General features: G+C 66.5%; 28 protein-coding genes and 1 pseudogene. 26 read left to right on the top strand and 3 right to left on the bottom strand.

All coding sequences use genetic code 11. From position 1 onward, the window contains the following. Nucleotide 1 precedes the first annotated feature (1 nt). The 3 genes from QZ189_RS01495 to QZ189_RS01485 all read left to right on the top strand — a co-directional run bounded on the left by QZ189_RS01495 (nt 2) and on the right by QZ189_RS01485 (nt 2,675). Entirely contained in the window at nt 2–580 is a 579-nt protein-coding gene (locus QZ189_RS01495; RefSeq protein ID WP_010317379.1) for a glutathione S-transferase family protein, read from the top strand. Further along, nucleotides 577–1,227, top strand: coding sequence for a ligase-associated DNA damage response endonuclease PdeM (gene pdeM / locus QZ189_RS01490; RefSeq protein WP_296420634.1), 651 nt, complete (start codon nt 577–579; stop codon nt 1,225–1,227). Before QZ189_RS01495 ends, pdeM begins: the two co-directional genes overlap by 4 nt. Nucleotides 1,228–1,421: 194 nt before the next feature. Then, nucleotides 1,422–2,675, top strand: a complete 1,254-nt coding sequence (locus QZ189_RS01485; protein WP_363155148.1) for a hypothetical protein — start codon at nt 1,422–1,424, stop codon at nt 2,673–2,675. Between the two features lie 3 nt (nt 2,676–2,678). Here the strand turns inward: QZ189_RS01485 and QZ189_RS01480 are convergent, their stop codons facing one another. Next, nucleotides 2,679–3,143 (bottom strand): CBS domain-containing protein, encoded by a 465-nt coding sequence (locus QZ189_RS01480; RefSeq protein WP_010317385.1) that lies wholly within the window; start codon nt 3,141–3,143, stop codon nt 2,679–2,681. A 76-nt stretch (nt 3,144–3,219) separates the two neighbouring features. On the opposite strand from QZ189_RS01480, the gene QZ189_RS01475 reads away from it, so the two are divergent. Next, complete coding sequence (locus QZ189_RS01475; RefSeq protein ID WP_296416046.1) at nt 3,220–3,756, top strand: CDP-alcohol phosphatidyltransferase family protein; 537 nt, start codon at nt 3,220–3,222, stop codon at nt 3,754–3,756. Here QZ189_RS01475 and QZ189_RS01470 read toward each other — a convergent pair. Next, the gene (locus QZ189_RS01470; RefSeq protein WP_296416047.1) at nt 3,725–4,645 is read right to left on the bottom strand and encodes an NAD-dependent epimerase/dehydratase family protein; all 921 of its coding nucleotides are present in this window, start codon (nt 4,643–4,645) and stop codon (nt 3,725–3,727) included. The two genes, QZ189_RS01475 and QZ189_RS01470, sit on opposite strands and share 32 nt — an antisense overlap. Before the next feature lie 87 nt (nt 4,646–4,732). Between QZ189_RS01470 and QZ189_RS01465 the strand changes: the two genes are divergently transcribed. From QZ189_RS01465 to fumC, 7 genes and pseudogenes are all read left to right on the top strand, one after another. Then, entirely contained in the window at nt 4,733–5,428 is a 696-nt protein-coding gene (locus QZ189_RS01465; RefSeq protein ID WP_296420630.1) for a Coq4 family protein, read from the top strand. Next, nucleotides 5,425–5,613, top strand: a pseudogene (locus QZ189_RS01460) (TIGR02450 family Trp-rich protein); the annotation flags it as partial. The gene QZ189_RS01465 and the pseudogene QZ189_RS01460, both read left to right, overlap by 4 nt. Before the next feature lie 33 nt (nt 5,614–5,646). Further along, nucleotides 5,647–6,420 carry a 1-(5-phosphoribosyl)-5-[(5-phosphoribosylamino)methylideneamino]imidazole-4-carboxamide isomerase gene (gene hisA, locus QZ189_RS01455; RefSeq protein ID WP_296416080.1) on the top strand — a complete coding sequence of 258 codons (774 nt, stop codon included), beginning with the start codon at nt 5,647–5,649 and terminating at the stop codon, nt 6,418–6,420. Between the two features lie 103 nt (nt 6,421–6,523). Further along, the gene (locus QZ189_RS01450; protein WP_083797938.1) at nt 6,524–6,883 is read left to right on the top strand and encodes a transcriptional repressor; all 360 of its coding nucleotides are present in this window, start codon (nt 6,524–6,526) and stop codon (nt 6,881–6,883) included. 80 nt (nt 6,884–6,963) lie between these two features. Beyond that, nucleotides 6,964–8,577 (top strand): DUF3685 domain-containing protein, encoded by a 1,614-nt coding sequence (locus QZ189_RS01445; protein WP_296416049.1) that lies wholly within the window; start codon nt 6,964–6,966, stop codon nt 8,575–8,577. Nucleotides 8,578–8,617: 40 nt separating this feature from the next. Continuing rightward, entirely contained in the window at nt 8,618–9,184 is a 567-nt protein-coding gene (locus QZ189_RS01440; protein WP_010317400.1) for a thylakoid membrane photosystem I accumulation factor, read from the top strand. Then, nucleotides 9,181–10,557 carry a class II fumarate hydratase gene (gene fumC / locus QZ189_RS01435; protein WP_296420628.1) on the top strand — a complete coding sequence of 459 codons (1,377 nt, stop codon included), beginning with the start codon at nt 9,181–9,183 and terminating at the stop codon, nt 10,555–10,557. Before QZ189_RS01440 ends, fumC begins: the two co-directional genes overlap by 4 nt. On the opposite strand, the gene QZ189_RS01430 is transcribed toward fumC, so the two are convergent. Next, nucleotides 10,554–11,966 carry a PhoH family protein gene (locus tag QZ189_RS01430; protein WP_247478717.1) on the bottom strand — a complete coding sequence of 471 codons (1,413 nt, stop codon included), beginning with the start codon at nt 11,964–11,966 and terminating at the stop codon, nt 10,554–10,556. The genes fumC and QZ189_RS01430 overlap by 4 nt on opposite strands. Before the next feature lie 85 nt (nt 11,967–12,051). On the opposite strand from QZ189_RS01430, the gene QZ189_RS01425 reads away from it, so the two are divergent. The 15 genes from QZ189_RS01425 to fba all read left to right on the top strand — a co-directional run bounded on the left by QZ189_RS01425 (nt 12,052) and on the right by fba (nt 24,988). Next, a complete protein-coding gene (locus QZ189_RS01425) occupies nt 12,052–13,233 on the top strand; it encodes a F420-0:Gamma-glutamyl ligase (RefSeq protein ID WP_296420625.1) in 1,182 nt (393 codons plus the stop codon). Between the two features lie 41 nt (nt 13,234–13,274). After that, nucleotides 13,275–14,306: a hypothetical protein gene (locus QZ189_RS01420; protein WP_296418537.1), complete on the top strand. Its 1,032-nt coding sequence runs from the start codon at nt 13,275–13,277 to the stop codon at nt 14,304–14,306. Beyond that, nucleotides 14,306–14,809: a Holliday junction resolvase RuvX gene (gene ruvX / locus QZ189_RS01415; RefSeq protein ID WP_247478721.1), complete on the top strand. Its 504-nt coding sequence runs from the start codon at nt 14,306–14,308 to the stop codon at nt 14,807–14,809. The genes QZ189_RS01420 and ruvX overlap by 1 nt, the downstream gene beginning before the upstream one ends. Beyond that, entirely contained in the window at nt 14,806–15,375 is a 570-nt protein-coding gene (locus QZ189_RS01410) for a DUF3727 domain-containing protein (protein ID WP_010317427.1), read from the top strand. Before ruvX ends, QZ189_RS01410 begins: the two co-directional genes overlap by 4 nt. Nucleotides 15,376–15,379: 4 nt before the next feature. After that, on the top strand, nt 15,380–15,901 hold the full coding sequence (locus QZ189_RS01405; protein ID WP_296418539.1) for a YqeG family HAD IIIA-type phosphatase: 522 nt from the start codon (nt 15,380–15,382) through the stop codon (nt 15,899–15,901). Nucleotides 15,902–15,903: 2 nt separating this feature from the next. Continuing rightward, a complete protein-coding gene (gene proB, locus QZ189_RS01400; RefSeq protein WP_247478724.1) occupies nt 15,904–16,977 on the top strand; it encodes a glutamate 5-kinase in 1,074 nt (357 codons plus the stop codon). Between the two features lie 47 nt (nt 16,978–17,024). Continuing rightward, nucleotides 17,025–18,092, top strand: coding sequence for a UDP-3-O-(3-hydroxymyristoyl)glucosamine N-acyltransferase (gene lpxD, locus QZ189_RS01395; RefSeq protein ID WP_010317432.1), 1,068 nt, complete (start codon nt 17,025–17,027; stop codon nt 18,090–18,092). A 27-nt stretch (nt 18,093–18,119) separates the two neighbouring features. Next, the gene (gene leuB / locus QZ189_RS01390; RefSeq protein WP_247478726.1) at nt 18,120–19,202 is read left to right on the top strand and encodes a 3-isopropylmalate dehydrogenase; all 1,083 of its coding nucleotides are present in this window, start codon (nt 18,120–18,122) and stop codon (nt 19,200–19,202) included. Nucleotides 19,203–19,280: 78 nt separating this feature from the next. Continuing rightward, nucleotides 19,281–20,183, top strand: a complete 903-nt coding sequence (locus QZ189_RS01385; protein ID WP_247478728.1) for a phosphoribulokinase — start codon at nt 19,281–19,283, stop codon at nt 20,181–20,183. A 118-nt stretch (nt 20,184–20,301) separates the two neighbouring features. Further along, on the top strand, nt 20,302–20,568 hold the full coding sequence (locus QZ189_RS01380) for a hypothetical protein (protein WP_296416054.1): 267 nt from the start codon (nt 20,302–20,304) through the stop codon (nt 20,566–20,568). After that, a complete protein-coding gene (locus tag QZ189_RS01375) occupies nt 20,568–21,410 on the top strand; it encodes an A24 family peptidase (protein ID WP_296420622.1) in 843 nt (280 codons plus the stop codon). Before QZ189_RS01380 ends, QZ189_RS01375 begins: the two co-directional genes overlap by 1 nt. A gap of 35 nt (nt 21,411–21,445) precedes the next feature. Then, nucleotides 21,446–22,321 carry an acetyl-CoA carboxylase, carboxyltransferase subunit beta gene (gene accD, locus QZ189_RS01370; protein ID WP_010317456.1) on the top strand — a complete coding sequence of 292 codons (876 nt, stop codon included), beginning with the start codon at nt 21,446–21,448 and terminating at the stop codon, nt 22,319–22,321. 5 nt (nt 22,322–22,326) lie between these two features. Beyond that, a complete protein-coding gene (locus tag QZ189_RS01365) occupies nt 22,327–22,737 on the top strand; it encodes a hypothetical protein (protein ID WP_296416081.1) in 411 nt (136 codons plus the stop codon). Nucleotides 22,738–22,755: 18 nt separating this feature from the next. Then, on the top strand, nt 22,756–23,865 hold the full coding sequence (locus tag QZ189_RS01360; RefSeq protein ID WP_296416057.1) for a Gfo/Idh/MocA family oxidoreductase: 1,110 nt from the start codon (nt 22,756–22,758) through the stop codon (nt 23,863–23,865). Nucleotides 23,866–23,914: 49 nt separating this feature from the next. Further along, entirely contained in the window at nt 23,915–24,988 is a 1,074-nt protein-coding gene (fba, locus tag QZ189_RS01355) for a class II fructose-bisphosphate aldolase (protein WP_010317460.1), read from the top strand. The last annotated feature ends 10 nt before the right edge of the window (nt 24,989–24,998 follow it).

The following is a 24,998-nucleotide window of genomic DNA, read 5'->3' as shown; positions in this document are numbered from 1 at the left end:
CATGGCCCTCACCCTGTTCGGCGGCGCCCGCAGCCGCGCCTCCATGCCGCGCTGGTACATGGAAGAACGGGGAATCCCCTACACCTGGCAGCTCCTGGACATGGAGGCCGGGGAGCACCGCCAAGAGCCCTTCACCGCCATCAACCCCTTCGCCAAGGTGCCGGCGCTGGTGGATGAGGATCCCAGCCTGCCCGGCGGGCGACTGCAGCTGTTTGAGAGTGGCGCGATCCTCCTCTATCTGGCGGAGCGTTTTGGGGGCGAATGCCAAACCGCCGCGGAGCGGGGCCTGGCGCAGCAGTGGGTGCTCTTTGCCAACGCCACCCTGGCCACGGCCCTGTTTGTCCCCTCCAACCGGGAGCGGGAGTTCCCCCGGCTGATGGAAGTGCTCGATCGCAAGCTCGCTAGCGGTCCCCTGATGGGCGGCGACTGGGGCGTCGCCGATTGCGCCGTGAACGCCTACCTGGCCTACCTGCCGATCTTCTTCCCACAGATTGATCTGAGCCCCTACCCGCAGGTTCAAGCCACGATTGCCGCGACCCAACAACGGGCGGCCTACCAACGGGTCATGGGCCAGCGTTGAGCTCCAACGAAACCCTGACCTGGGGCAATAGCCGCCTGGAGTTGCTGCCCCAACGGGCCGCCTGGGATCCAGAGCTCCAGGTCCTGCTGATTGCCGATCTCCATCTCGGCAAGGCCGAGAGCTTTCAGGCGCAGGGCATCCCCTTGCCCAGCGATGGGGATCAGGGGAATCTCAATCGGCTGCTGGAGCTCACGGCCTCGCTTCACCCGCAGCAGGTGCTGGTCCTCGGGGACCTGATCCATAGCCGGCTGGGACTGACCCCTGAACTCCAGGAGAAGCTCGCAGCTCTTCCCGAACTGATGGGGTGCGAGTTGGTCCTGGTCGGAGGGAATCACGATCGCGGCGCCGTCTTTCCCTCGCTGCAGGCCCAACCATCCCTGCAACGCGGCGCCTGGTGGCTGAGCCACGAACCGGAGACGCCTCCGGAGCCTGAGCTGCTCAACATCTGCGGCCACGTGCACCCCGTGGCGGTCCTCGGACAAGGCTCTGATCGGCTGCGGTTGCCCTGTTTTGGCTTGGATTTCAGCCAGCAACGCCTGCTGCTGCCCGCCTTCGGCGAACTCACGGGCGGCCATCCAGCTCCACTGAAGATGCAGCGCTGGGTCATTGCCGAAGACCGGGTTCTGAAACTGCCGGGCGCGAACTAAGCGGTCCCTAGATTGCTGATCTCTGGTCCCTTCATCTGGACACCGCTTCAGCGCCACCGACGAAACAGAAGCGCCCCCATTGGCGACGCAAGCGCTGGATCCCCCTTTGGCTTCCAGCCGGTCTGTTTGCGTTTTTTGTCGCCATCGCGCCGCCCTTGCCCGAGGGCGAGCCGGCCAGAACGGGTTCCTCACGCTTGAGTGCGGTCGGCGGCCAGGCCGAACCCTTCCGCTACCTGCCCGACCAGGACGTCTACGCCCTCGACTTCGACCCGCGCAAGGTCCGCATTGATCTGCTCGAGGGCTGGGACCGGGAGCAGGACGCCTACAACGACTCCTCCGCCCTGGCCTACGTCTCCGGGCCGATGTACGAGCGGCATGTCAACAGCCTGGGCCGGGAGATCACGGTTCCACTGGGGGACCTGAAGTTGGGAGATCAGGTCTGGAGAGGCCGAAACCGAACCGCCGCCCGCCAACGGGCCTTTGTGGGGATTCGCCACGACGGCGGTGCTGATTTCGGCTTTGGCGAACTCACATCCGAGCGGGCCGCTCAGTACGACACCTTCATCGGTGGACTGCACAGCCTCTACAACGATCTTCTGGATCCCCCGCCTGAATACCGCGGCGCCTACAGCGTTTCGATGGGGCAGCAAATCCGCTATTACCTGCCGCGGATTCGGATGGTCATCGGCCTGCGCAGCGATGGTCGCCTCGAGGTGCTCATGAGCCGCGATGGCCTGACCCTCGAGCAAACCAAAAGCCTGGCCCGCCAGCGCGGTTTCAAGGCGGCCTACCTGCCCGATCACGCCTCCAAAAGCCGCCTGATCATTCCAGGGGTCAAAGGATTCACCGAGGCCGATGCGAACTGGATCAGCGGTGGAGCCACCAGCTTTGTCCACGTCCCCTACCTGCTGCGACTGAGCCCCCGCGCCATCCCCCTGCGAGGCAATCTGCTGGCCAGCCTCACGCCGCGCCTGGGACAACGGGATTGCAGCAACCCGCTGCAATGCGGCCAGAGCTTCGGTGCGCAGCTGGCCGACCGCGCCCTCGCCGGGCTGAACCGCCTGATGGAGCAGGGGGTCGAGCCGGTGGCGCGCCTGATCTGGTCGCCCGCACCCCTGGCCCAACCGCCGGGCAGCGCCAAGCGCGCGCCGCTGCGTGAACCGCCGATCACGGCCGATCCCCTAGCCCTCAGGGAACTTCAGGAGAGCGCAGCCAACAGCACGCTCGAGAACGAACTCACGCCTGAAGCCCCCGACCTACCGCCACCCCTGGTGCTGCTGGATGGTCAGCCCTTGCCCCAGGAGCCGGAGTTCTTAAACGGGGATGCCGATGCCCTCGCCCCTGCTGAAGCGATGCCCCCGGGGGACTTCCCGCTTGGGGCACCAACTCCGCCGCCGCTGCTCCCCCCCCGGCCGCTGCCACCGGTGCAGGCGCCGCCACCGCTCTAGGGATCAGGCCGAGGCCAACGCCCGCACGACATCGCCTCGGGTCAAGACCCCGACAGGGCGCCGCTGCTCATCGAGCACAAACAGCCGCTGCGTGCCCTTTTCATGCAGCAAGCGGGCCGCCTCCGGCAGCAGGGTGTCGCCACTGCAGGTGTGGGGGGCCTGGCTCATCACCTCGCCGACGCTGTTGCCGAGCACCTGATGCACCTGCTTGTCCCACTGCAGCGGGTTGCGCAGATAGATCACGGCGTCGAGCAGCATCACGTAAGGGCCGGCATCAAAGCCGCTCTCACGCACCATCAGGTCCTGCTCGGTCAGCTCGCCCACCAGCGCCCCGGCGGCATCGACCACGGGCAGACCACTGATGTGGTGATCGCTCATCACCTGCACCGCGTTCTGGAGGGGCGTCTCGCGACCAACGCTGCGAATGGGCGTGGTCATCACTTCGGAGACCCGGCGTTCAACGACCATGACTGCGCTGCGGATGCCGTCATTGTGGCCGCTCCGTCAGGCGGAAGAATGAACCGCAACGCTTGGTCGGAAAGCCATGCCGAACTCCAGCCTCAGCCGGCAGCTTGCCGATGGCCTGACCATCGCCCGCGCCGTCATCGGTCTGCCCCTGATCCTGGCGCTGGTCCAGGGCAACGGCTGGTTGGCCTGGTGGTTGCTGCTGCTCGGGGGCCTCAGCGATGCCGCCGACGGCTGGCTGGCCAGACGCGCCGGGGGCGGCTCGGTCTGGGGGGCCCGTCTGGACCCACTCACCGACAAGATCCTGATCCTGGCGCCCCTGCTCTGGCTTGGCGCTGCAGGCTCCCTGCCGCTCTGGGCGATCTGGCTCCTGCTCGCCCGTGAACTGCTGATCTCCGGCTGGCGCGCTGGGCAAGGCAGCGGAGGACCTGCCTCCTGGGGAGGCAAGGCCAAAACCATCCTTCAATTCGCCGCCCTCTTACTGCTGCTCTGGCCCGGTGGGGGAGCAGCCCCGCTCCAGCTGTTGGGTTTCTGGTTGTTCTGGCCCTCCCTGGCGCTGGCCCTGAGCTCAGCCTGGGGCTACATCACAGCGCCAGCAGCTGATCGTCGGAGCTGAAATCAGGGCTGGTGGGCATCCGCTTGGCGTAGTCGTTGCTGTAGCTGTCGGCGAGGGAGCGCTCGACGTCGTACTGGGGTGTCCAGGCCAGCTCGCGCTGGACCCGATGGATATCGGTCAGGAAATGGGCCATCCGCAGGGGGAAGGCCTTGCGGGCCTTTTTGTCCAGACTGCTGGGGTCAAAGCTGCGGATCTCAACGGAGGCCGGATCCTTGCCGCACGCACGCGCGGCCGCCTCCACCAGACCGCGGAAGCTGATGCCCTGGGCACTCGAGCAGTTGTAGATCCGATTTGCTGCGGCATCGACGCCAATGCTCAGGGCCATCGCCGTGGCGAGGTCGTTGACATGGCCCAACTGGGTGATCGTGCTGCCGTCGCCGGGAAGGGGCACCGGACGGCCATGGACGATCCGATCGAAGAACCAGCTCTCGACAGGGTTGTAGTTGCCCGCACCAACGATGTAGGTGGGCCGGAAGCTGGTGAAGGGGATCTTCTCGGCCGTGAGCCAGGCCTCGGTGTCGAGCTTGCCGCTGTGACGGCTCTCGGGATCGGTCGGGGAGTTCTCCGTCAGGGGCCAGAGGGCGCTGTCCGCATAGACACCGGCGGAGCTGACGTAGACAAAGCGATGGCTCGGGGCCCCCGTCACCTCCACAACCGAGCGGCTGTCCGCCACGGTGCGGCCGGAACTATCGACGATCACATCAAATTGACGACCGGCCAGAGCCGATAGGCCCTCAGCCGTACTGCGGTCGCCACAGAGGTGCTCGACGCCAGCGGGAACCGGGTTCTTGCCGCGGGTGAACAGGGTGAGTGCATGGCCCGCGTCCTGAAGCTGTTGCACCAGGGGACGGCCCACAAAACGGGTTCCGCCCATCACCAGGATCTTCATCGCAGCAGCCCACAGGTCTGACCATTCAAAACGCTGGGCACGTCCTTGAAGCCCTCTGCAAACTGAGGGTTCTGACGGGCAGAGGCCATGGGCCGCTTCAACGAGGTTCTGCGCTCCCTCAACAACCTCAAGTTGCTGGCCGCCGTGGGCCGCAGTGGCGGTGAGCTGAGCAACATCGCCGATCTGGTGGACAACTTCCTTGGCAGCCCCCAGATGGAGGACTGCATCAGGCGCTTCCGCGCACTTCCCGGAGGGGCCGCACTGATGGACGGCCGCTACCCGCCGCTGCAACCACAGATCGAGGCGCTCGAAGCACTGCCGGCCGGAAGCCTGGGACGGGAGTACGCCCGCTTGATTCGCCAGCTGGGCTACGACCCGGAATTCTTTCGGCCCAGGCCGATCGAGAGCGACGGCCAATGGCTGACGCAACGCATTGCGACCACCCATGACATCCACCACGTCATCAGCGGCTTTGGCACCGAACGGGCAGGGGAGACAGGGGTGCTGGCGATCACGGCGGCGCAGATCGGCTTTCCCGCCTATGTCCTGCTCACCAGCGCCAGCCAACTGGCGAACTTCCGCTTCAAGCTCGAGGAGTTCGAAAGCATCAGCGCCGCCGCCGCCCATGGCTCGGCCATCGCTCACCAGGCCCAGTGCCTGGCCATCGCCCGCTGGGAGGAAGGCTGGGAGAAACCCATCAGCCAGTGGCGCGAGGAACTGGGAATCCGGGATCCTGCGGACAACGCCCCCTACGGCCTGGCCCTGCAGCTCGGCCAGGGATGAAGTGGCCGCAGCAGTGGACCGCCCAGGCCAACGTCCTTGGTCAGACGCGGGGCTATCGCCACTTTCGTGTTCTCGGAGAGAGCGGCAAGGGGAAGGAGCGACGGCTGGCGCTTGAAGCCGTGCTGGATCGGACGTTCCGCCTCGAGGTACCGCTGGTGCAACTGCGGGATCGCAGCCTCTGGCAGCCTGGCTGGCAGTCCTTGAGCCGACCGGCCTCCATGCAGATCATCCCCGCCATCGACCTGCTGGATGGCCATTGCGTTCGGCTGCATCAGGGTGATTACGGCCAGGTCACCCGCTTCAACGATGACCCGGTGGCGCAGGCCCTCGATTGGCAGCGGCAGGGGGCGCAACGGCTGCACCTGGTCGATCTCGATGGGGCCAAAACCGGTCAACCGGTCAATGACCAGGCGGTCAAGGCCATCACCTCAGCCCTCTCGATTCCCGTCCAGTTGGGCGGCGGTGTCCGCAGTGCCGAGCGGGCCGAGGAACTGCTGCAGTGCGGCCTCGATCGGGTGATCCTCGGCACCGTGGCGATCGAAAAGCCTGAGCTGGTCAAAGAACTCGCCAGCCGTCACCCGGGCAAGGTCGTGGTGGGAATCGATGCCAAAGACGGCCTAGTGGCCACCCGTGGCTGGATCGAAACCAGCACCGTCCAAGCCACCGAACTGGCCAAGAGTTTTGAAGGCAGCGGCGTCGCCGCGATCATCAGCACCGACATCGCCACCGATGGGACCTTGGCCGGGCCGAACATCGACGCCCTGCGCGCCATGGCCGAGGCCAGCAGCATCCCAGTGATTGCCTCGGGCGGGATCGGCACCCTCGAGGACATCCTCTCGCTGCTCTCCATTGCACCCCTGGGGGTGAGCGGCGTCATCGTCGGCCGCGCGCTCTATGACGGCACGGTGGATCTCGCCGAAGCCCTACAGGCCATCGGTCCAGAGCGGCTCCAAGACGCACTCAATCCGCCTACGGGTTCTATAACGGTGTAAGAGACCTATTTGGGTCGTGGCTGCTTCCTCAGCACCCAACAACGCATCGGCCGGCGGGACCCACGGGGTGGATCTCGCCTATTCCCGCTGCAAAGACCTGGGAATGCGGCTCTCACGCCAGCGTCGGATGGTGCTCGAGCTGCTCTGGGACGAGCGGGATCACCTCAGTGCCCGCGACATCTTTGAGCGGCTCAACGCCAAGGGCCGCAACATCGGCCACACCTCCGTCTACCAAAACCTTGAAGCGCTCCAAAGCGCAGGGGTGATCGAGTGTCTTGATCGCGCCAATGGACGGCTCTACGGCTACCGCAGCGATCCCCACAGCCACATCACCTGCCTCGAGTCCGGTGCCATCCAGGATCTGGATGTGGAATTACCCGCCGATCTGCTCGATCGCATTGAAGAGCAAACCGGCTATCGGATTGAGAGCTACACGCTCAATCTCAGCGGACGGCGGCGCTAAGTGCGCCAGAGCCTTGAGCAGCACTGGAAACTGCGTCAATCCCCGTTAACTTGAGCGCCATTAAGGCTCAACCCTGATCCGTGCCCGAGGCGAAGGACGCACCTCCGATCCTGATCCTGGCGGAGCCCCTGATTCAGGCGGGCCTGGAGCGGTTGCTGGAGGAGTCGTTCCAGCTCAAAGCAGCCAGCGACCCAGACAAGGGAGCCATCGCCCTGGTGATCTGGAGCATCAGTGCTGGCATGCCTGCGGCCACGCTGGAGCGGGAACTCGCCCAGCTGCGCGATCGCTGGCAACCGGCGCCGCTGCTGCTGCTCCTACCGGCGGAGTCCGACCTACCCAGCAGCTGGCTGCTGCAGTTGCCGGCTGAAGGTCTGCTGCAACAGGCGGAGCCCCAGGAGATCCGCGCCGCCGTTGACACCCTGCTGACGGGCGGACGGGTGGTGGAACTGCGGCCCCTGCGCGGGATCGAGCAACCCGAGCAGAGCCGGGAGGCGCTGGGCCTTGGCCAGTGGCTGCTGCGCAGTGGCCTGGCTCAAATCGAAGCGGAAGCCCTGCGCTGCCGCCGCTGGCTCGACCTCCAGCCGGTGGGCCTGAACGCCCTGCTGTTGGCGGGTCGGCTGCGGGAACTTGCCCTGGCCAAACGGCTGCTGCTTTGGCTCTGGGGGCCGATCAGCATGGCCTTCCCGTCTGAGGCTCCGCTGCAGCGCCCGGAGCCGCAGGCCGTCGTTGGCATCACCCTGCGGGAGCGCACGGCCATCGGGGTCTGGGAGGCCATCCAAGAGCGGTTGATCACGGCCGCCTCCACCGGTCTCAGCAACCAAAGCGGTCAGCTGATGGCCCTGGAGGGACTGAACACGGACCACCGCCGCGATCTGCTGCTCGCCCTGCTGGCCCAGTTCGACCTCCTGATCACCCGCTTCCGCCACGAGCAGCTGCGCGGTGTGGCTCTGGAAGAGCGTTGGCTTGGGCAGCAACCGGAATTGCGTCGCCTCTCCATGCGGGCCATGGCCGGTGAATACGTCCAACTACCGCTTGAGGGGGGCCTGCTTCCCGTCGCCCAGAGCCTGAGTGAGGCCAGTGACCTCACCGCGGTGGATCCAGAACTGCCGGCTGCCCTGCCGATGCTCGCGGCCCTGGTCTGCGCCCAACCGATCCTGGTGGACGGCCGCCTGTTGGCCCCCGATGAACCCCAGGCGCTGCTCCACCTGGAGGCACTGATCAGCAACTGGCTGATTCGCACGGCGGAACTGATCAGCGCAGAAATCCTCGCCAGCTGCAGCACCTGGCCTGATCTGCGCCGCTACCTACTGCGCAGTGATCTCCTGCCCACACGGAACCTGGAGCGACTGCGCAACCAGCTGAACTCCCAGCAACGCTGGGACAGCCTGTTTGAGAGGCCCGTCCAGCTCTACGAAAGCCGCCGCTTGCTCTATGGACTCAAGCAAGGCGCCATCGTTCCGATCGAGCACATGGAACCCCGGGACCGGGAGTTGCAGCAGCTCAGCTGGGGCCAGCAACTGATCACCCTCGTGCTGGAGGGTCGCGATGCCCTTGCCCCCCAGGTCCAGGCCCTGTTCAGGCGACTCGGGGATCTGGTGGTGGTGGTGCTGACCCAGGTCATTGGTCGGGCCATTGGCCTGGTCGGCCGCGGAATCCTCCAGGGCATGGGCCGCAGCATCGGCCGCGGTTCCTGACCTGCTGAAGGCCACAATGGCCGCAGCTTTCCCTGCGTTGATGCCCCGCACCCTGGCCCGGCTGCTGAAGCCCCTTGCAGCGCTGGCCCTCTGCTTGGTTCTGGTGCTGGGCCTCGCCGCACCAAGCCAGGCCGCGCGGGACACCAACAGCTACGACGGCAATATCTATGCGCTCTACGCGGGCAACGGCTCCCTGGTGCCGCCGCGAAGCACCCTCTCGCAGGCCTTGGAGGAGCACCGGGTGATCATCCTGGGCTTCTTCCTCGATGACAGCGCCGCCAGCAAGCAGTACGCCGTCGTCTTCAACGAACTGCAGCGCCTCTGGGGCCGCAGCGCTGAGTTGATCCTGCTGCAGACCGACCCGCTGCAGAACCGCGAGACCCACGGCGCCATTGACCCCGCCAGCTATTGGAAGGGCCAAATCCCCCAGGTCGTGGTGCTCGACCGCGAGGGCAAGGTGGTCCTCGATGAGAGCGGGCCCGTGAGCATCGACGCCATCAACGAAGCGCTAAGCGGCATCACCGGGCTCCGTCCCCAGGGTGATACGAAGCTCAGCCTCAACCGCGAGGTCAACGAACTCAACAGCGAAATCGTCGCCGCCCCATGAGTCAGCGCCAAGAGACCGACAGCCTCGGGGTCATCGCCGTTCCCGCGGAGCACTACTGGGGCGCCCAGACCCAGCGCTCCATAGGGAACTTCCCCTTCGGCCAGCGCATGCCCCTGGCGATCGTGCATGCCTTCGGTCAGCTGAAGGCGGCCTGCGCGGAGGCGAATCGCGATCTCGGCAAGCTGGATGCGGCCCTCTGCAGCGCCATCGTGACCGCCGCCGAGCAGGTGGCCGCCGGTGATCTGGACCAGGAGTTCCCGCTGAAGGTCTGGCAGACCGGCTCGGGCACCCAGAGCAACATGAACGCCAACGAGGTCATCGCCAACAAGGCGATCGAGGCCCTCGGCGGTGAACTGGGCAGCAAGAGCCCGGTGCACCCCAACGACCACGTCAACCTCAGCCAATCGAGCAACGACACCTTCCCGGCGGCGATGCACATCGCCGTGGTGATCGAACTGGAGCAACGTCTCCTGCCCGCGGTTGAGGGCCTGGCGGCGGCCCTGCAGGCCAAGGCCACGGCCTACGCCGATCTGGTCAAGATCGGCCGGACCCATCTCCAAGATGCGGTGCCCCTGAGCCTGGGCCAGGAATTCAGCGGCTACGTCGCCCAGCTGCAGCTGGCGATCGAAGCCATCCGCCAGAGCCTGCCGCGGGTGCGGGAGCTGGCGATTGGTGGCACGGCCGTGGGCACCGGCCTCAATGCCCCGAAGGGCTTTGGCGAGGCGGTGGCGACGCGGCTCACGGAGCGCCTTGGAACCGCCTTCAGCAGCGCCCCCAACAAGTTCCAAGCCTTGGCGGGCCATGAGGCCCTGGCCTCAAGCCATGGCGCCCTGACGGTGCTGGCGGGCTCATTGATGAAGATCGCCAATGACATCCGCTGGCTCGGCAGCGGACCACGCTGCGGCCTCGGGGAACTGGTCCTGCCGGAAAACGAGCCGGGCAGCTCGATCATGCCGGGCAAGGTCAACCCCACCCAGTGCGAAAGCCTGACGATGGTGGCGGCCCAGGTGATGGGCAACAACACCGCCGTTCAGATCGGCGCCAGCCAGGGCAACTTTGAGCTGAACGTCTTCAAGCCCCTGATCGCCCACAACGTGCTCGAGAGCATCGAGCTGCTGGCGGGCGGCTGCACCAGCTTCCGCGAGCACTGCATCGAGGGCCTCAAGGCCAATGAACAGCGCATCGAGCGGCTGCTGAATCAGAGCCTGATGCTTGTGACGGCCCTGACCCCCGCCATCGGCTACGACCGCGCCAGCGGCATTGCCAAACATGCCCACAAGCACGGGCTGAGCCTCAAGGAAGCCGCCCTGGTCCTCGGCGAGATCAGCGCCGAAGAATTCGATCAGTGGGTGCGCCCGGAGGCGATGGTCTAAAGCAGGTTCGCCGCCAGCTCCGCCAGTTCGCTGCGCTCGCCGCGGATCAGGGTGATGTGGCCCGCGAGCGGCTGCCCTTTGAAGCGCTCCACCAGCCAGGTCAGGCCATTGCTCTCGGCATCCACATAGGGATTGTCGATCTGATACGGGTCACCGGTGAAGACGATCTTGGTGCCCTCGCCCACGCGGGTGACGATCGTTTTGACCTCGTGGGGGGTGAGGTTCTGGGCCTCATCCACCACCATGTACTGCCGCGGAATCGAGCGACCGCGGATGTAGCTGATCGCCTCCACCTCCAGGAGCCCCATCCCCTTGAGGTCCGTCCAGTTGCTGCGGGGGGCCCGATTGGTGCCGGCACGATTCGCAGGCCCAGAGGCGCCCTTGGCTCCCGAACGGCCCTCCTCTTCAGGGCTGTTGCCGAGCAGGAAATCAAGGTTGTCGATGATCGGCTGCATCCAGGGGCCCATCTTTTCCTCGAGGCTGCCGGGCAGAAAGCCGATCTCTTTGCCCAGCGAGATCACCGGCCGGGTCACCAGCAGGCGTTCATAGAGCTGTTCATCCGCCACCTGGTGCAGGCCCGCCGCCAGGGCCAGCAGGGTTTTCCCCGTCCCGGCCTTCCCCACCAGGGTCAGGAGTTGCACCGAGGGATCCAGCAGCAGATCCAAGGCAAAAGTCTGCTCGCGGTTGCGGGGCGAGACCTTGCCCAGTCGGGCCCGCGTGCTGCGCTGCAGCGGCACCAGCCGCTGATGCTGGGCATCAAAACGCGCGAGCAGCGTGTGATTGGGTTGGGCCTGATCCACCAGGGTGACCCCCTCATTGGCCTGGAGATCGGCACCTTCAGCGGAGGGAAGCTCCGTGAGCGGCAGCCCCCCCTCGCTCTTGAGGGTGTCCATCGCCGTTGCACTGGCCGATAGCTCACTGACCCCGGCGTAGAGGTCGGCGATGTCGACCTTGTCGGTGGTGTAGTCCTGAGCGGTCAGGCCGACGGCATCGGCCTTGATCCGCAGGTTGGTGTCCTTGGTGACCAGCACCACCGGGGGTTGATCGGCAATCAAGCCGGAGCGGAGCTGCTCCAGCGCCACCGCCAGGATGTTGTTGTCACCGCTGCCGCCCTTGAGCTCCGGCGGCAACTGGGCCAGGGTCTCGCTGCGGCAGAAGACCACCTGCAGCGTGCCGCCACTGCCCTCATCAATCGGCACGCCATCCGCCAGGTTTCCCTTCTCCCGCAGGGCATCGAGCAGGCGCGAGATCTGGCGGGCATTGCGGCCCTTCTCGGAGGGGTCCTTCTTGAAGCGGTCGATCTCCTCGACCACCTCGATCGGGATCACCACCGCGTTGTCTTCAAAGCGTGTGAGGGCCTGGGGGTCATGCAGCAACACATTCGTATCGAGAACGAAGGTCTTGCGCATCGGGGCTCACCACCGCAATGCCGAAACGCTAAGCGGGTTTTTCTGCTGCACCACCTACGCTCCCGCAGAACGCAAAGCTCCGCCGTTGGCCGCCCTGTTTGCTGTTGTCCTGATCGCCGCCCTGGTCTTTGGGTTGGCGTTGCTCTGGCTGGAGCTGCGCCATCGCCTGCGGCCCGCCTCACCCCTGCGGCTCAGCAGCAGCGGTTGGAAGGTGCAACGGGTCTCCGACAGCCAATGGCAGGTCAAGGGAACCCTGAGCATCCGCAACCCACACCGGCGGATGGAGGTCTTTGTTCCCGAGATTGAACTCAAACCCACCCTGCTTGGACGCGCGGACCTCTCTGGGGTCAACGTGCGCTGCAGCCTGAGCCCGCAGCACCCCGATGAGGAGGCCCGCGCCGATGGCTACTGGTTCGCCTACATCGTCAAAGGGCGCAAGACCACCCAAGCCGAAGCGCTGATCACGCTTGAGGCCCCAGCCGGCAGCGACCTGCGCAACCTGCTGGACACCCTCTGGCTGGAGATCCTCTGGATCAACTACGGCCCCTTCGGCCGGCTGCAACAACGCGATGGGGTGCTGATTCCCCTGCGCCGTCCGGCCCCAGCGCAGAGCTCCAGCGCGACCTGGCGCCAGGGTGATCGCTGCAGCGTGTTGCCGATTCGCACCCATCTGCTCGGAACCCTCGACGATCCCGCCGAGGTCCTGCAGCACTACGCCGGCGCCGTGCTGCAGCCCGGGGATGTCCTGACCATCGGCGAGACCCCGCTGGCGGTCATGCAGGGCCGCTACAACCACCCGGCCAACCTGCAGCCCTCCAGCCTGGCCCGTCTGCTCTGCCGGGTCTTCCACCCCACCAGCTCCCTGGCCACCGCCTGCGGCCTGCAGACCCTGATCGACAACGTCGGTCCGGCGCGCGTGCTCTGTGCCTGGCTCGCCGGCACCGCCCTCAAGCTCGTGGGCTCCAAGGGTTGGTTCTATCGGCTGGCCGGTGAACAGGCCCGCCTGATCGACGACGTCACCGGCACCACCCCGCCCTACGACCAGACCATCGTCCTGGGTCCGGTTCAAAGCAGCGAGGTCTGCCGCCAACTGGCCGCCGAGCTCGGCGTCGCCGTCGCCGTTGTGGATGTCAACGACCTCGGTCGGGTCAAGGTGCTGGCCTCCAGCCCCGGCTGCGATGAGGCGCTGCTGGAGCGGGCCCTCAAGCCCAACCCCGCCGGCAACGCCAACGAGCGCACCCCACTGGTGCTGGTTCGCCCGAACTAGCAATCGCCCATACCATTGAAGGAGGCCCCTTCGGCGCCGCCGTGTCCTCAGCTGCTCAACCAAGCCTTCAGGTGAAGCCGCTGCGGGGATGGCAGCTGCCTTTTCTGCAGGAACCCTGCTTCAGCGATCTCCTGCCTCTGCTGCAGCGATCCCTGCTGTTGCAGGGGCCCGAGCGGCTGCTGCAACGTCTCGCCCCGCGACCGGCCCTGGCCTCGGAGACCTTCGTGGCCTTCCGCGACCCCCAGACCCCCCTGGGACTGGTTGTCAGTCAACGACTGAACCGCAGCGGCAGCTGCTGGCAGATCCAACACCTGCGCAGCAGTGAGGCCAGCCTGGAGGCCGGAGAAGCCGGACGCATGGCGATTGAGGCCGCCCTGGTGCGCGCCGCCATCCAGGGCAGTCCGAGCGCCGCCAGTTGGATTGCCACCAGCCCCAGCACCGACAGCAATCGCTTGGGTCTCCTGCGGCAACAGGGCTTCCAGCAACTCCGCCACGAAACCCTCTGGCGCTGGGAACCGCCCCAGAAACCGCTCGATCGCGCCCTGCCCTCGGACTTGCAGCTGCTGCCGCTCAATCGCCGGAGCGCCCTGGCGATGTGGCAACTCGAGCAGGCCGCCCTGCCGGCCCAGTTGCGGCAACTGCTTGATCGCCGCGTGGACGATCTGCTCGATCAAAGCGAACAGCCCAGCTGGATGCTGATGGACACCAGTCGCCAGCAAGCGGTGGCTGGGGTCCGGCGGCTGCGCCCCGGCAGCCGAGAGATCCCAGAACTGGAGCTGAGCCTCCACCCCGGCTGGCAGCACCTGCTGGGGCAACCCCTGCACCTGCTGCTGGAGCAGAGCGCCCAGGGCCTCGGTGAAGTGCTGATCCGCAGTGATGTCCTCAAGCACGAGCACAACCAATGGCTGCAAAGCCTGGGGATGGCGCCCGAAGGGGAAGAGGTGGTGATGGCCCGCAGCGTCTGGCGCCGCCATGCCCCGCAAACCAGCCAAGGGGTCAGCCGCAAGCTGGAGGCGGTCCTTGGCCAGCTGCAGCCGGGTCAGAAGCCAATCCCAACGCCCCTCGAGCGCTGATGGCCGCCCCCGCACCCCGCTCGGTGCTCTCCCTGGATGTCGGCCGGAAACGCATCGGTCTGGCCGGCTGTGACCCCCTGGGCCTGACGGTCAAACCCCTTCCGGCGCTGCACCGGGGCCGCTATCCCGCGGACCTGCAGCAGCTCCAGGCCTTGGTGCGGGAACGGCGGATCCTGGCCCTGGTGGTGGGACTCCCACTGGATGCCCAGCAACAACCCACTGCCCAAGCGGAGCACTGCCGCCGCTACGGCGAACGCCTGGCCCGGGACCTGGCCCTCCCGCTGGCCTTTGTCAATGAATACGCCAGCAGCTGGGATGCCGGGGAGCGCTTTGGGCTGCGGGGGGACCGCAGCGGCGCCCTCGATAGCGCCGCCGCCGCCCTGCTGCTCGAGCAGTGGCTCCAGGAGGGGCCGGAGCCGGCAGCGGTCAGCAAGGCGACCCCAGCCCATGGCCTGGAGTCCGATGCCCAGGCATCCTTAGGCCATCTCCCCCATGCGCCATGAGCACTGACGGCCCCAGCATCAACGGCACCGGTGATGTCCCGACCGTGCTGGTGCGGGACCAGAGCGGGCGCCAGCTGCTCTGCTTCCTTGAGCAACTGATTCCCCTGGACGGCAAGGACTACGCCCTGCTGACCCCCGTCGACACCCCGGTCTGCCTGGTGCAGATCGCCGAAAACGAGAACGGCGAAGACGAGGTCATCGAAGAACTCAGCCATGCCGAGCCGATCCTCTCGGTGGCCGATGTGGTGCTGCAGGAGCACGACCTGACGCTGGTGCGCTCCGCTGTCACCCTGACCGTCAGCGGGGACCTGGAGGAACCCGATCCCGAGGAGTACGACGAGGACGAGCTCGACGGCGATGAGGACGATGAAACCGACCTCTACGAAATGCTGATCCAGTTCCGGGCCGAGGACAAGGAATACGGCCTGTTCATCCCCCTGGATCCCTTCTTTGTCGTGGCCCGCATGGAAAACGGCGAGGGCGTGCTGGTGGAGGGCGAGGAGTTCGAACGCGTTCAGCCCCGGATCGAGGCAGAACTCGAGGACCGCGAGCTCGGTGACGACTGATTCGGTGACCCGCCTTTCCGTCTCCGAACTGCTGCAGCCCAATCTGGTGGCGGCTGGAACCCTGGTGGACCTTCCCCTGCACGGCCTACTGGCCCAGGGGATCAGGGCCCTGGTGCTGGATGTGGACCGGACCCTGCTGCCCCACCGGGGCTCCAGCCTCCCCGAACCGATGGAGGCCTGGCTGAAACGGGCGCAGGAGACCGTGCCGCTGCACCTCTTCAGCAACAACCCCTCCCGGGCCCGCATTGGCGGCGTCGCCGAGCGTCTGGGCGTGGACTTCACCACCAGCGCCGGTAAGCCGCGGCGCTCCCCCCTGCGCCGGGTCTTGCAACAGCTCGATCTCCCCGCCGCCCAGGTCGCGATGGTCGGCGATCGGGTGTTCACCGATGTGCTGGCCGGCAATCGACTCGGGATGTACACCGTGCTGGTCAAACCGATTGACGCCGCCGGTCAGCCCTGCCGCCATGACCACTGGCAGCGCTTTGAGGTGAAGTTGGCCCAACTGGCTGGAGCGGAGCTCTCCTGACGATGGGGATGCGCCGGGTCATCAAAGTCGGCACCAGTGTTCTGCGGGGCTCCGGTAGCCGCGGAACCGAGCAGGTGATCAACGACCTAGCCGCCAGCCTCTGCGGCCTCTGGCAACGGGAGGAGCCCGTGGTGCTCGTGACCAGTGGCGCCGTTGGCCTGGGTTGCCAGGCCCTGCAACTGGGCGAGCGACCGACGGAGCTGGAGGGTCTGCAGGCCTCAGCCGCCGTGGGCCAGGGGCGACTGATGACCCTCTACGACCAGGCCTTTGCCGCCCGCGGGCGCTGCGTCGCCCAGGTGCTGCTGACCCGTGCCGATCTGGCCTCCAGGCGCCGCTACCAGAACGCCTGCCGCACCCTGGAGCAGTTGCTCAGCTGGGGCGTCACCCCGGTGATCAACGAGAACGACACCCTGGCGACCGATGAGCTGCGCTTTGGCGATAACGACACCCTCTCCGCCCTGGCGGCGGTGGCGATCCAGGCCGATGAGCTGGTCCTGCTGACCGACATCGACAGCCTCTACTCCGGCGATCCCCGCAGCGATGCCGGCGCCAAGCCGATCCCTGAGGTCAAGTCCCTAGCCGAGATCGAGGCCTTGGCCGGGGTGGCCAAAGGCGGGGGCCGCTGGGGCACCGGCGGGATGACCACCAAGCTCTCGGCCGCGCGCATCGCCACCGCCAGCGGCATTCAGGTGCGCCTGGCCGATGGCCGCGATCCCGCTGTGCTGGAAGCCGTCTTGGCTGGCGAACAACTGGGGACGCTGTTCCGCCCCAGTGAGACCCCCCTGAGCAGCCGCAAGGGTTGGCTGGCCCATGCCCTGCTGCCCAAGGGCAGCATCACCGTGGATGCCGGAGCGGAGCGTGCGCTGCTGGAGCAGGGAGCCTCGCTGCTGGCCGTCGGGGTCCGCAGCGTGGACGGCTCCTTTGGCCGGCGCGAAGCCGTGCGTGTTCTGGGCGAGGACGGGCGGGAGCTCGCCCGGGGCCTCAGCGCCCTAGCGAGCGATGAATTGGAGGGGGATCAGGGCCAGAGCGGAGTGGTCATTCATCGGGATCACCTCGTCGTCATCGCCTCAAGCTGAGACCTGAGAAATCGGCCTACCATCCGCAGCACATCCCCCCGCCGCCGATGCGCTTCAGCCAACTGCTCAGCCAACTGAGCGAGGTGAAGGCCGCAGGTGGGATCCAGTCCCTTCAGCACCACCTCGGGGAGGACCCGGAGCTGGGTGCCGCCGCCGCCCTCGACCAGGCCCTCAGCGGTCAGATCAGTTTTCTTGAGGCTGGCAATGCCCTGGCGGCCGCCCTCAATGCCAGCGGCGCCAGCGCCGTGCTGCTGCCCGCCAAGGGCAACGAATGCGAGGCCGCCCAGGCGGAAGCCACGGCCAAGGGCATGGCCTGGGTCGCCCTGGCTGACCCGCGGCTGGGTTTTGCCGAGACGCTCGACACCCTCTACCCCCGTGCCCCCAAGGCTCCGGGTGTTCACCCCAGCGCCGTGATTGCACCGGAGGCGGTGGTGGGCATGGGGAGCCATGTCGGCGCCAACGTAGTGATCGGCAGCGACGTGCAAATCGGCGCCTCCTGCACGATCCACCCCAACGTCGTCATCTACGACGACGTGCAGATCGGCGATGGCTGTGAACTGCATGCCGGCGCCGTCCTGCACCCCGGCTCCCGACTGGGACGCGCCTGCGTGGTGCACTCCAATGCCGTCGTCGGCAGTGAAGGCTTTGGCTTTGTGCCCACCGCCAGCGGCTGGCGCAAGATGCCCCAGACCGGCCTGGTGGTCCTCGAGGATGCCGTCGAGGTGGGCTGCGGCAGCACCATCGATCGCCCCTCCGTCGGCGAAACCCGGATCGGCGCTGGCAGCAAGATCGACAACCTGGTCCACATCGGCCACGGCGTCACCACGGGCAAGGGCTGCGCCCTGGCGGCCCAGGTCGGCATTGCCGGCGGCGCCAAGCTGGGCAACGGCGTGATCCTGGCCGGCCAGGTGGGCCTCGCCAACAAGGCCGTCATGGGCGATCGCTCCATCGCCTCCTCCAAGTCCGGGGTCCATGGGGAAGTGGCCGCCGGTGAGGTCGTCAGCGGCTATCCCGCCATCCCCAACCGCCTCTGGCTGCGCTGCTCAGCGGCCTTCAACAAGCTGCCCGAGCTCGGCAAGGCGCTCCGCCAACTGGAAAAACAAGTCAAGCCGTAGCCTCCCCCGAAGCCCAGGCGGACGTCGATGACCAGCTTCCGGATCACCCTGCTCCCCGGTGACGGGATCGGTCCTGAGATCACGGCGGTGGCCCGCCAAATGCTGGACGCGGTCAGCCGCAGCCACGGCTTTGAGCTGGTCTACAACGAGCAGCCCATGGGGGGCTGCGCCATCGACGCCACCGGCGAACCCCTGCCCGCCAGCACCCTCGAGGCCTGCAAGGCCGCCGATGCCGTGCTTCTCGCCGCCATCGGCTCGCCGCAATACGACACCCTGCCCCGCGAGAAGCGCCCGGAGACCGGGCTGCTGGGCCTGCGCTCCGGCATGGGGCTCTTCGCCAACCTGCGTCCGGTGAAGATCATCCCGGCGCTGATCGATGCCTCCACCCTCAAGCGCGAGGTGATCGAGGGGGTGGACCTGATGGTGGTTCGCGAACTCACCGGGGGCGTCTACTTCGGCACTCCGAAGGGCCGCGTTGAGGCCGACGGCCGTGTGCGTGGTTTCAACACCATGGCCTATTTCGACGATGAGATCGATCGCATCGCCAAGGTGGGCTTTGACATTGCCCAGCAGCGCAGCGGCCGCCTCTGCAGCGTCGACAAAGCCAACGTGCTGGATGTCAGCCAACTCTGGCGCGATCGCGTCGAGGCCCTCCACGCCAGCAGCTATGCGGGCGTGGAGCTGAGCCACATGTACGTGGACAACGCCGCGATGCAACTCGTGCGCAACCCCCGTCAGTTCGACGTGCTGCTCACCAGCAATCTCTTTGGCGACATCCTTAGCGATGAGGCCGCGATGCTCAGCGGCTCCATCGGCATGCTGCCCTCAGCCTCACTAGGCGAAAGCGGCCCTGGCCTGTTTGAACCGATCCACGGTTCTGCCCCCGACATTGCGCGCCAGGACAAGGCCAACCCGATGGCCATGGTGCTGAGCGCCGCGATGATGCTTCGCGTGGGTCTCCAGCAAGACGCCGCCGCGACCGCCCTCGAGCAGGCCGTGGACCGGGTCCTGGCCCAGGGCTATCGCACCGGTGATCTGATGGCCGAGGGCTGCACCCAACTGGGCTGCAAGGCCATGGGCGATCAACTGCTGGCCGCCCTCGAGGCCTAAAGCAACAGGGATCAACGGATCGGCGGGATTGGCCACGCGACCTGCCAAACTCGCCGCTAGTTCCACCGATCCCTGCGCATGTCGAAGCGTCACCCGGTTGTTGCTGTCACCGGTTCCTCCGGCGCAGGCACCAGCACTGTGAAGCGTGCCTTTGAGCACATCTTCAAGCGCGAGGGGATCACCCCTGCGGTGGTGGAAGGCGATAGCTACCACCGCTACGAGCGGGCCGCCATGAAAGAGGCCATGGGCGCGGCCCTGGCCAAGGGCGAGAACTTCTCCCACTTCGGCCCTGAGGCCAACCTGTTCGACAAGCTCGAAGAGCTCTTCCGCAGCTACAGCGAAACCGGCGCTGGCCAGAAGCGCTACTACCTCCACTCCGTGGAAGAGGCCGCTGACCACAACGCCCGCCTCGGCACCAACCTCGAGCCCGGCCAGTTCACCCCCTGGGAGAACATCCCCTCAGGTACCGACCTGCTCTTCTACGAAGGCCTCCACGGTGGCGTGAAGGGCGAGGGCTACGACGTCGCTGGCCTGGCTGACCTGCTGGTGGGCGTGGTGCCCATCGTCAACCTGGAGTGGATCCAAAAGATCTCCCGTGACAACGCTGAGCGCGGCTACTCCGCCGAGGCCACCGTTGACACGATCCTGCGCCGGATGCCGGATTACATCAACCACATCTGCCCGCAGTTCAGCCAGACCGACATCAACTTCCAGCGTGTCCCCACCGTGGACACCTCGAACCCCTTCATGATCCGGAACATCCCCACCCCGGATGAGTCCTTCGTGATCATTCACTTCCGCAAGGGTGCTCGTGAGAAGTGGGGGATCGACTTCACCTACCTGCTCGACATGATCCACGATTCGTTCATGTCCAGCCCCACCTCGATCGTGGTGAACGGCGGCAAGATGGGCTTCGCGATGGAGCTGATCCTGACCCCGATCATTCACCGCATGATCGAAGAGAAAAAGAAGCTGGCCTGAGCCAACTTCACCCCTAGGCTGGGGCGCAACTGGCGGACACGGTCCTCCCACATCGGTTGCTCCTCAGCCCAGTCGTATCAACCCACCAGCTCCTCTCTCCTTTGAGATTCGAGGCGCGGTGGGTTCTTCTGTATCTGCGCAACCCCGTTGGGATCGGATCAATAGCGCCGCGGTGATTGCCCAGGCGCGGAGGATTTACTTCCAGTTCCTTGAGCGCTCCGTCTCGGCCCTGGAGCCCCAGGGGATTGTGCTGAGCCCAGGGCAAGGGCGGGTGGTTTTTGAACTGCCGGTGCTCCTGCCCGAGGAGCAGTTCATCCCACTGGACTGGGTCCGCTCCCGCCCGTCCCGCAGCCGTCCCTCCCGCTCGCCCTACCGGGGTCTCTGATGCTCAGCACTCTTCCCAGCACGGTTCTGCTGCTGATCACTGCGCTGGGTCTGTGCATCGGCAGTTTTTTGAACGTCGTCGCCTGGCGTTATCCCCGCCAGGAGTCCGTGGTCATGCCCCGCAGCCACTGCCCCCACTGCGGCACGGGCCTGGGCTGGAGCGAGAACATCCCGGTTCTCAGCTGGCTGCTGCTGCGCGGTCGTTGCCGCCACTGCGGCAGCTCCATCAGCCTGCGCTACCCGGCGGTGGAGCTGCTCTGCGGCGGTCTGTTTCTGGCGGCAGCCCTGGGCCATCCCGAAGCCCTGGGGCAGGCCCCGGCCGTTCTGCAGCTGCTGGCCGGCTGGTGTCTGGTGACCCTGCTGCTTCCGCTGCTGCTGATTGATCTGGATCAGCTCTGGTTGCCGGAGCCCCTCTGCCGCGCCGGGGTTCTGCTGGGCTTTGTCTTCAGCCTGCTGGCGGTCTTCAGCCAAAGCGGTGGTCCAGAGCCGCAGCTCCTGCTTTGGCATCTCCTGGCTGCCAGCGCTGGCCTACTGGGGTTTGAAGCCACCAGCGCCGCCGGCCAGAAGCTGCTCGGGAAACCTGCTCTGGGTCTTGGGGATGCCAAGTTGGCCGCCCTGCTTGGCGCCTGGCTGGGCCTGACGGGATTGGGCCTGAGCGTCGCCCTGGCGGTCTTCTCCGGGGCGCTCTTTGGTCTGGTCGGTCTGCTCAGCGGCCGGCTCAAGCGCGGCCAACCCTTCCCCTTTGGCCCCTTCCTGGTGGGCGGCGGACTGGCGGTCTGGATGGCTGGAAACAGCTTCTGGCTGCAACAGCTGGGCGAGCACTTGGGCTGGAGCGCCCTTTAATGGTCTGATCAGACCATCCGGAGACCGCTATCACCATGTCGCTGTTCGACTGGTTTGCCGATCGCCGCAAGACCGCTCCTGCGGTGCGCAATGCCCAGGAGGTCAGCGAAGACGATGGCCTCTGGAGCAAGTGCCCGGAATGCGGGCTGGTGGTCTACCGCAAGGACCTGGCCGCCAACGCCAGTGTCTGCAGCGGCTGTGGCTATCACCACCGCATCTTTAGTGAGGAGCGGATCCGTCTGATCGTCGATGAGGGCAGCTTTGAGGCCCTCGACACCGAACTGTGTCCCACCGATCCCCTCGCCTTTAAGGATCGCCGCAGCTACGCCGATCGCATCCGCGACACCCAGCGCGCCACCGGCCTCAAAGACAGCGTCATCACCGGGATGTGCACCGTTGAGGGCATTCCGATGGCCCTCGGGGTGATGGATTTCCGCTTCATGGGCGGATCGATGGGATCGGTGGTCGGCGAGAAGCTGGCTCGCCTGATCGAAACCGCCACCGCCAAGCGCGCGCCTGTCTTGATCGTCTGCGCCTCTGGTGGTGCCCGCATGCAGGAGGGGATGCTCTCCCTGATGCAGATGGCCAAGATCTCCGGGGCCCTAGAACGCCACCGCAAGGCTGAGTTGCTCTATCTGCCCCTGTTGACCCACCCGACCACCGGTGGCGTCACCGCCAGCTTCGCGATGCTCGGCGACCTGATCCTGGCGGAACCCAAGGCCTTGATCGGCTTCGCGGGCCGGCGCGTGATCGAGCAGACCCTTCGGGAGAAGCTGCCGGACGATTTCCAAACGGCGGAATACCTGCAGGACCACGGTTTTGTCGATCACATCGTTCCCCGCCCCAAACTGCGCAGCACCCTGGTGAGCCTGCTGACGATGCACGGCTACAGCAAAGCGGTCGCCGCGTGAAGCGAATCCTTGGCGCCGTCTGCGGGCTCCTGCTGGGGCTGGTCCTGCTGAGTGGCCTTCCCCAGCCGGTCCTCGCGGGCCCGGTGGATTGGCAGGAGGTGCCCGTCACCAGCGAAGGACAGCAGTGGTGGGATCGCGGCAGCCTGCGCCTGAACAAGAACGGCAATCTGACGGTGCTCAGTCGCTTCCAACCCCCGACCCCGGAGGCGGGTGCCGATGGCAAGGAGGTCCGCCCCCCGGCCAGCAGCCTCTACGTGATGGAGCTGGACTGCGCGCAGCGCCTCTACCGCGACACCTCGGTCAATGGACTGCCCCAATGGGGAAGCCAGTGGCAGGCCTCCGCCAATGACGGGTTGATCGAATCCACCATCGAAGCGGTCTGCGCCGCCGGGGAAGAGCTCCTGGCAGGCTCCTAACAGCAACGCCGAGCCGCCGTGACCGGATCCAGCACCCAACAGCGTCCCTTAGGGGTGGCCCTTGTTGGCTTGGGATTCGGCGAAAAGGTGCACCTCCCCGCCCTGCGGGACTGCCCCCTGACCGAACCGGTGGCCCTCTGGCACCACCGCAGCGAGCGGCTCGATCAGGCCTGCCGCAGCCACGACCTCCCAGGCTTCAGCGATTTCGATGCCCTGCTGGCCGATCCCCGGGTGGATGCCCTGGTGATCGCCACGCCCCCTGAACCGCGCTTCGCCCTGGCCCAGGCGGCCATTGCCGCCGGGAAGCACCTGCTGCTCGAGAAGCCCGTCGCCCTGGAGGCCGCCCAGGTGGAGACCCTCCAGCGCCAGGCCCTCCAGGCCGGGGTGACCGTGGCCGTGGACTTCGAATACCGCGGCGTGCCTGAATTTCAACAGTTCGCCGCGCTCCTGCAGGACGGCGCCGTCGGCACGCCCTGGCTGGTGAAATTGGACTGGCTGATGGGGAGTCGGGCGGACGCCAGCCGTCCCTGGAACTGGTATTCCCAGCGGGCCGCCGGCGGTGGAGTCCTGGGATCCCTCGGAACCCATGCCTTTGACACCCTGCATTGGCTGGTTGGCCCGACCCGCAGCCTGAGTGCCCAGCGCAGCATGGCCATTCCCCAGCGCCCCCTGGCCGATGGCAGTGGGCGGATGGCGGCCGTGGATGCCGAAGACATCGCCCTGCTGCAACTGGAGCTGGAGGACCACCAGGGCCGCTCGATCCCTGCACAGGTGGCACTGGGCTCGGTGACCCGTCCAGGTCGGGGCTATTGGATCGAGGTCTATGGCAGCGAAGGCAGCCTGGTGCTGGGATCCAGCAACCAAAGCGACTACGTCCACGGCTTCAAACTTTGGCGCTCCGGCAGCAGCGGGGCCCTGGAGGAGATCAGCCCCGATCCCAGCCTGGCCTTCCCCCAGACCTGGCCCGATGGCCGTCTCGCCGCCGTCCGCCGAATCACCCAGTGGTGGGCCGAGGCCGCCATCGAGGGCCGACCCGTGGTTCCCGGGCTCGCGGAAGCCTTCTCGAGCCAGCGGGTTTGCGATCTGGCACTGGAATCTGCGGATGCTGGACTCAGGGCCAGGGTTTAAGGGAAAAGGCGCCGGTTAGGATCCCCGCCAATCCCTTATTGGTGTCCCCATGGCGCTCGTTCCGCTTCGGCTGCTGCTCGACCACGCCGCTGAAAACGGCTACGGCATCCCTGCTTTCAACGTCAACAACCTGGAGCAGGTGCAGTCGATCATGGAGGCTGCCTATGAGACCGATAGCCCCGTCATCCTTCAGGCCTCCCGCGGCGCCCGTCAGTACGCCGGTGAGAACTTCCTGCGCCACCTGATCCTGGCTGCCGTTGAGACCTATCCCGACATCCCCGTCGTGATGCACCAGGACCACGGCAACAGCCCCGCCACCTGCTTCGGCGCTGCCGCCAACGGCTTCACCTCCGTGATGATGGACGGCTCCCTGGAAGCCGACGCCAAGACCCCTGCCAGCTACGACTACAACGTGGCTGTCACCAAGGAAGTGGTGGACGTGGCCCACGCCATCGGCGTGAGCGTTGAGGGTGAGCTGGGCTGCCTGGGCTCCCTGGAGACCGGCATGGGCGAGGCCGAGGACGGCCACGGCTTCGAGGGCAAGCTCGACCACAGCCAGCTGCTGACCGACCCCGCTGAGGCTGCCGACTTCGTCGCCAAGACCAAGGTTGATGCCCTGGCCATCGCCATCGGCACCAGCCACGGCGCCTACAAGTTCACCCGTAAGCCCACCGGCGAAGTGCTGGCCATCAGCCGCATCGCTGAGATCCACAAGGCCATCCCCAACACCCACCTGGTGATGCACGGCTCCTCCTCCGTGCCCCAGGAATGGCTGGAGATGATCAACAAGTTCGGTGGCGCCATCCCCGAGACCTACGGCGTGCCCGTCGAGGAAATCCAGGAAGGCATCCGCAACGGTGTCCGCAAGGTCAACATCGACACCGACAACCGCCTGGCCTTCACCGCCGCTGTGCGTGAAGCCGCGATGAAGGATCCCGCCAACTTCGACCCCCGCCACTTCAACAAGCCTGCCCGGGCCTACATGAAGCAGGTCTGCCTCGATCGCTACCAGCAGTTCTGGTGTGCCGGCAACGCCAGCAAGATCAAGCAGCGCGACATCAACTACTACGCCGGCCTCTACGCCAAGGGCGAACTGGACCCCAAGTCCGCTGTGGCCGCCTGATTCAGGCGTC

This window comes from Vulcanococcus sp. CPBay_Sum15L08_68 (genome assembly GCF_017855895.1).
Lineage (GTDB): Bacteria > Cyanobacteriota > Cyanobacteriia > PCC-6307 > Cyanobiaceae > Vulcanococcus.
The sequence above is the reverse complement of the archived record's forward strand: the minus strand, read 5'-3'. Positions and strand labels throughout refer to the sequence as shown.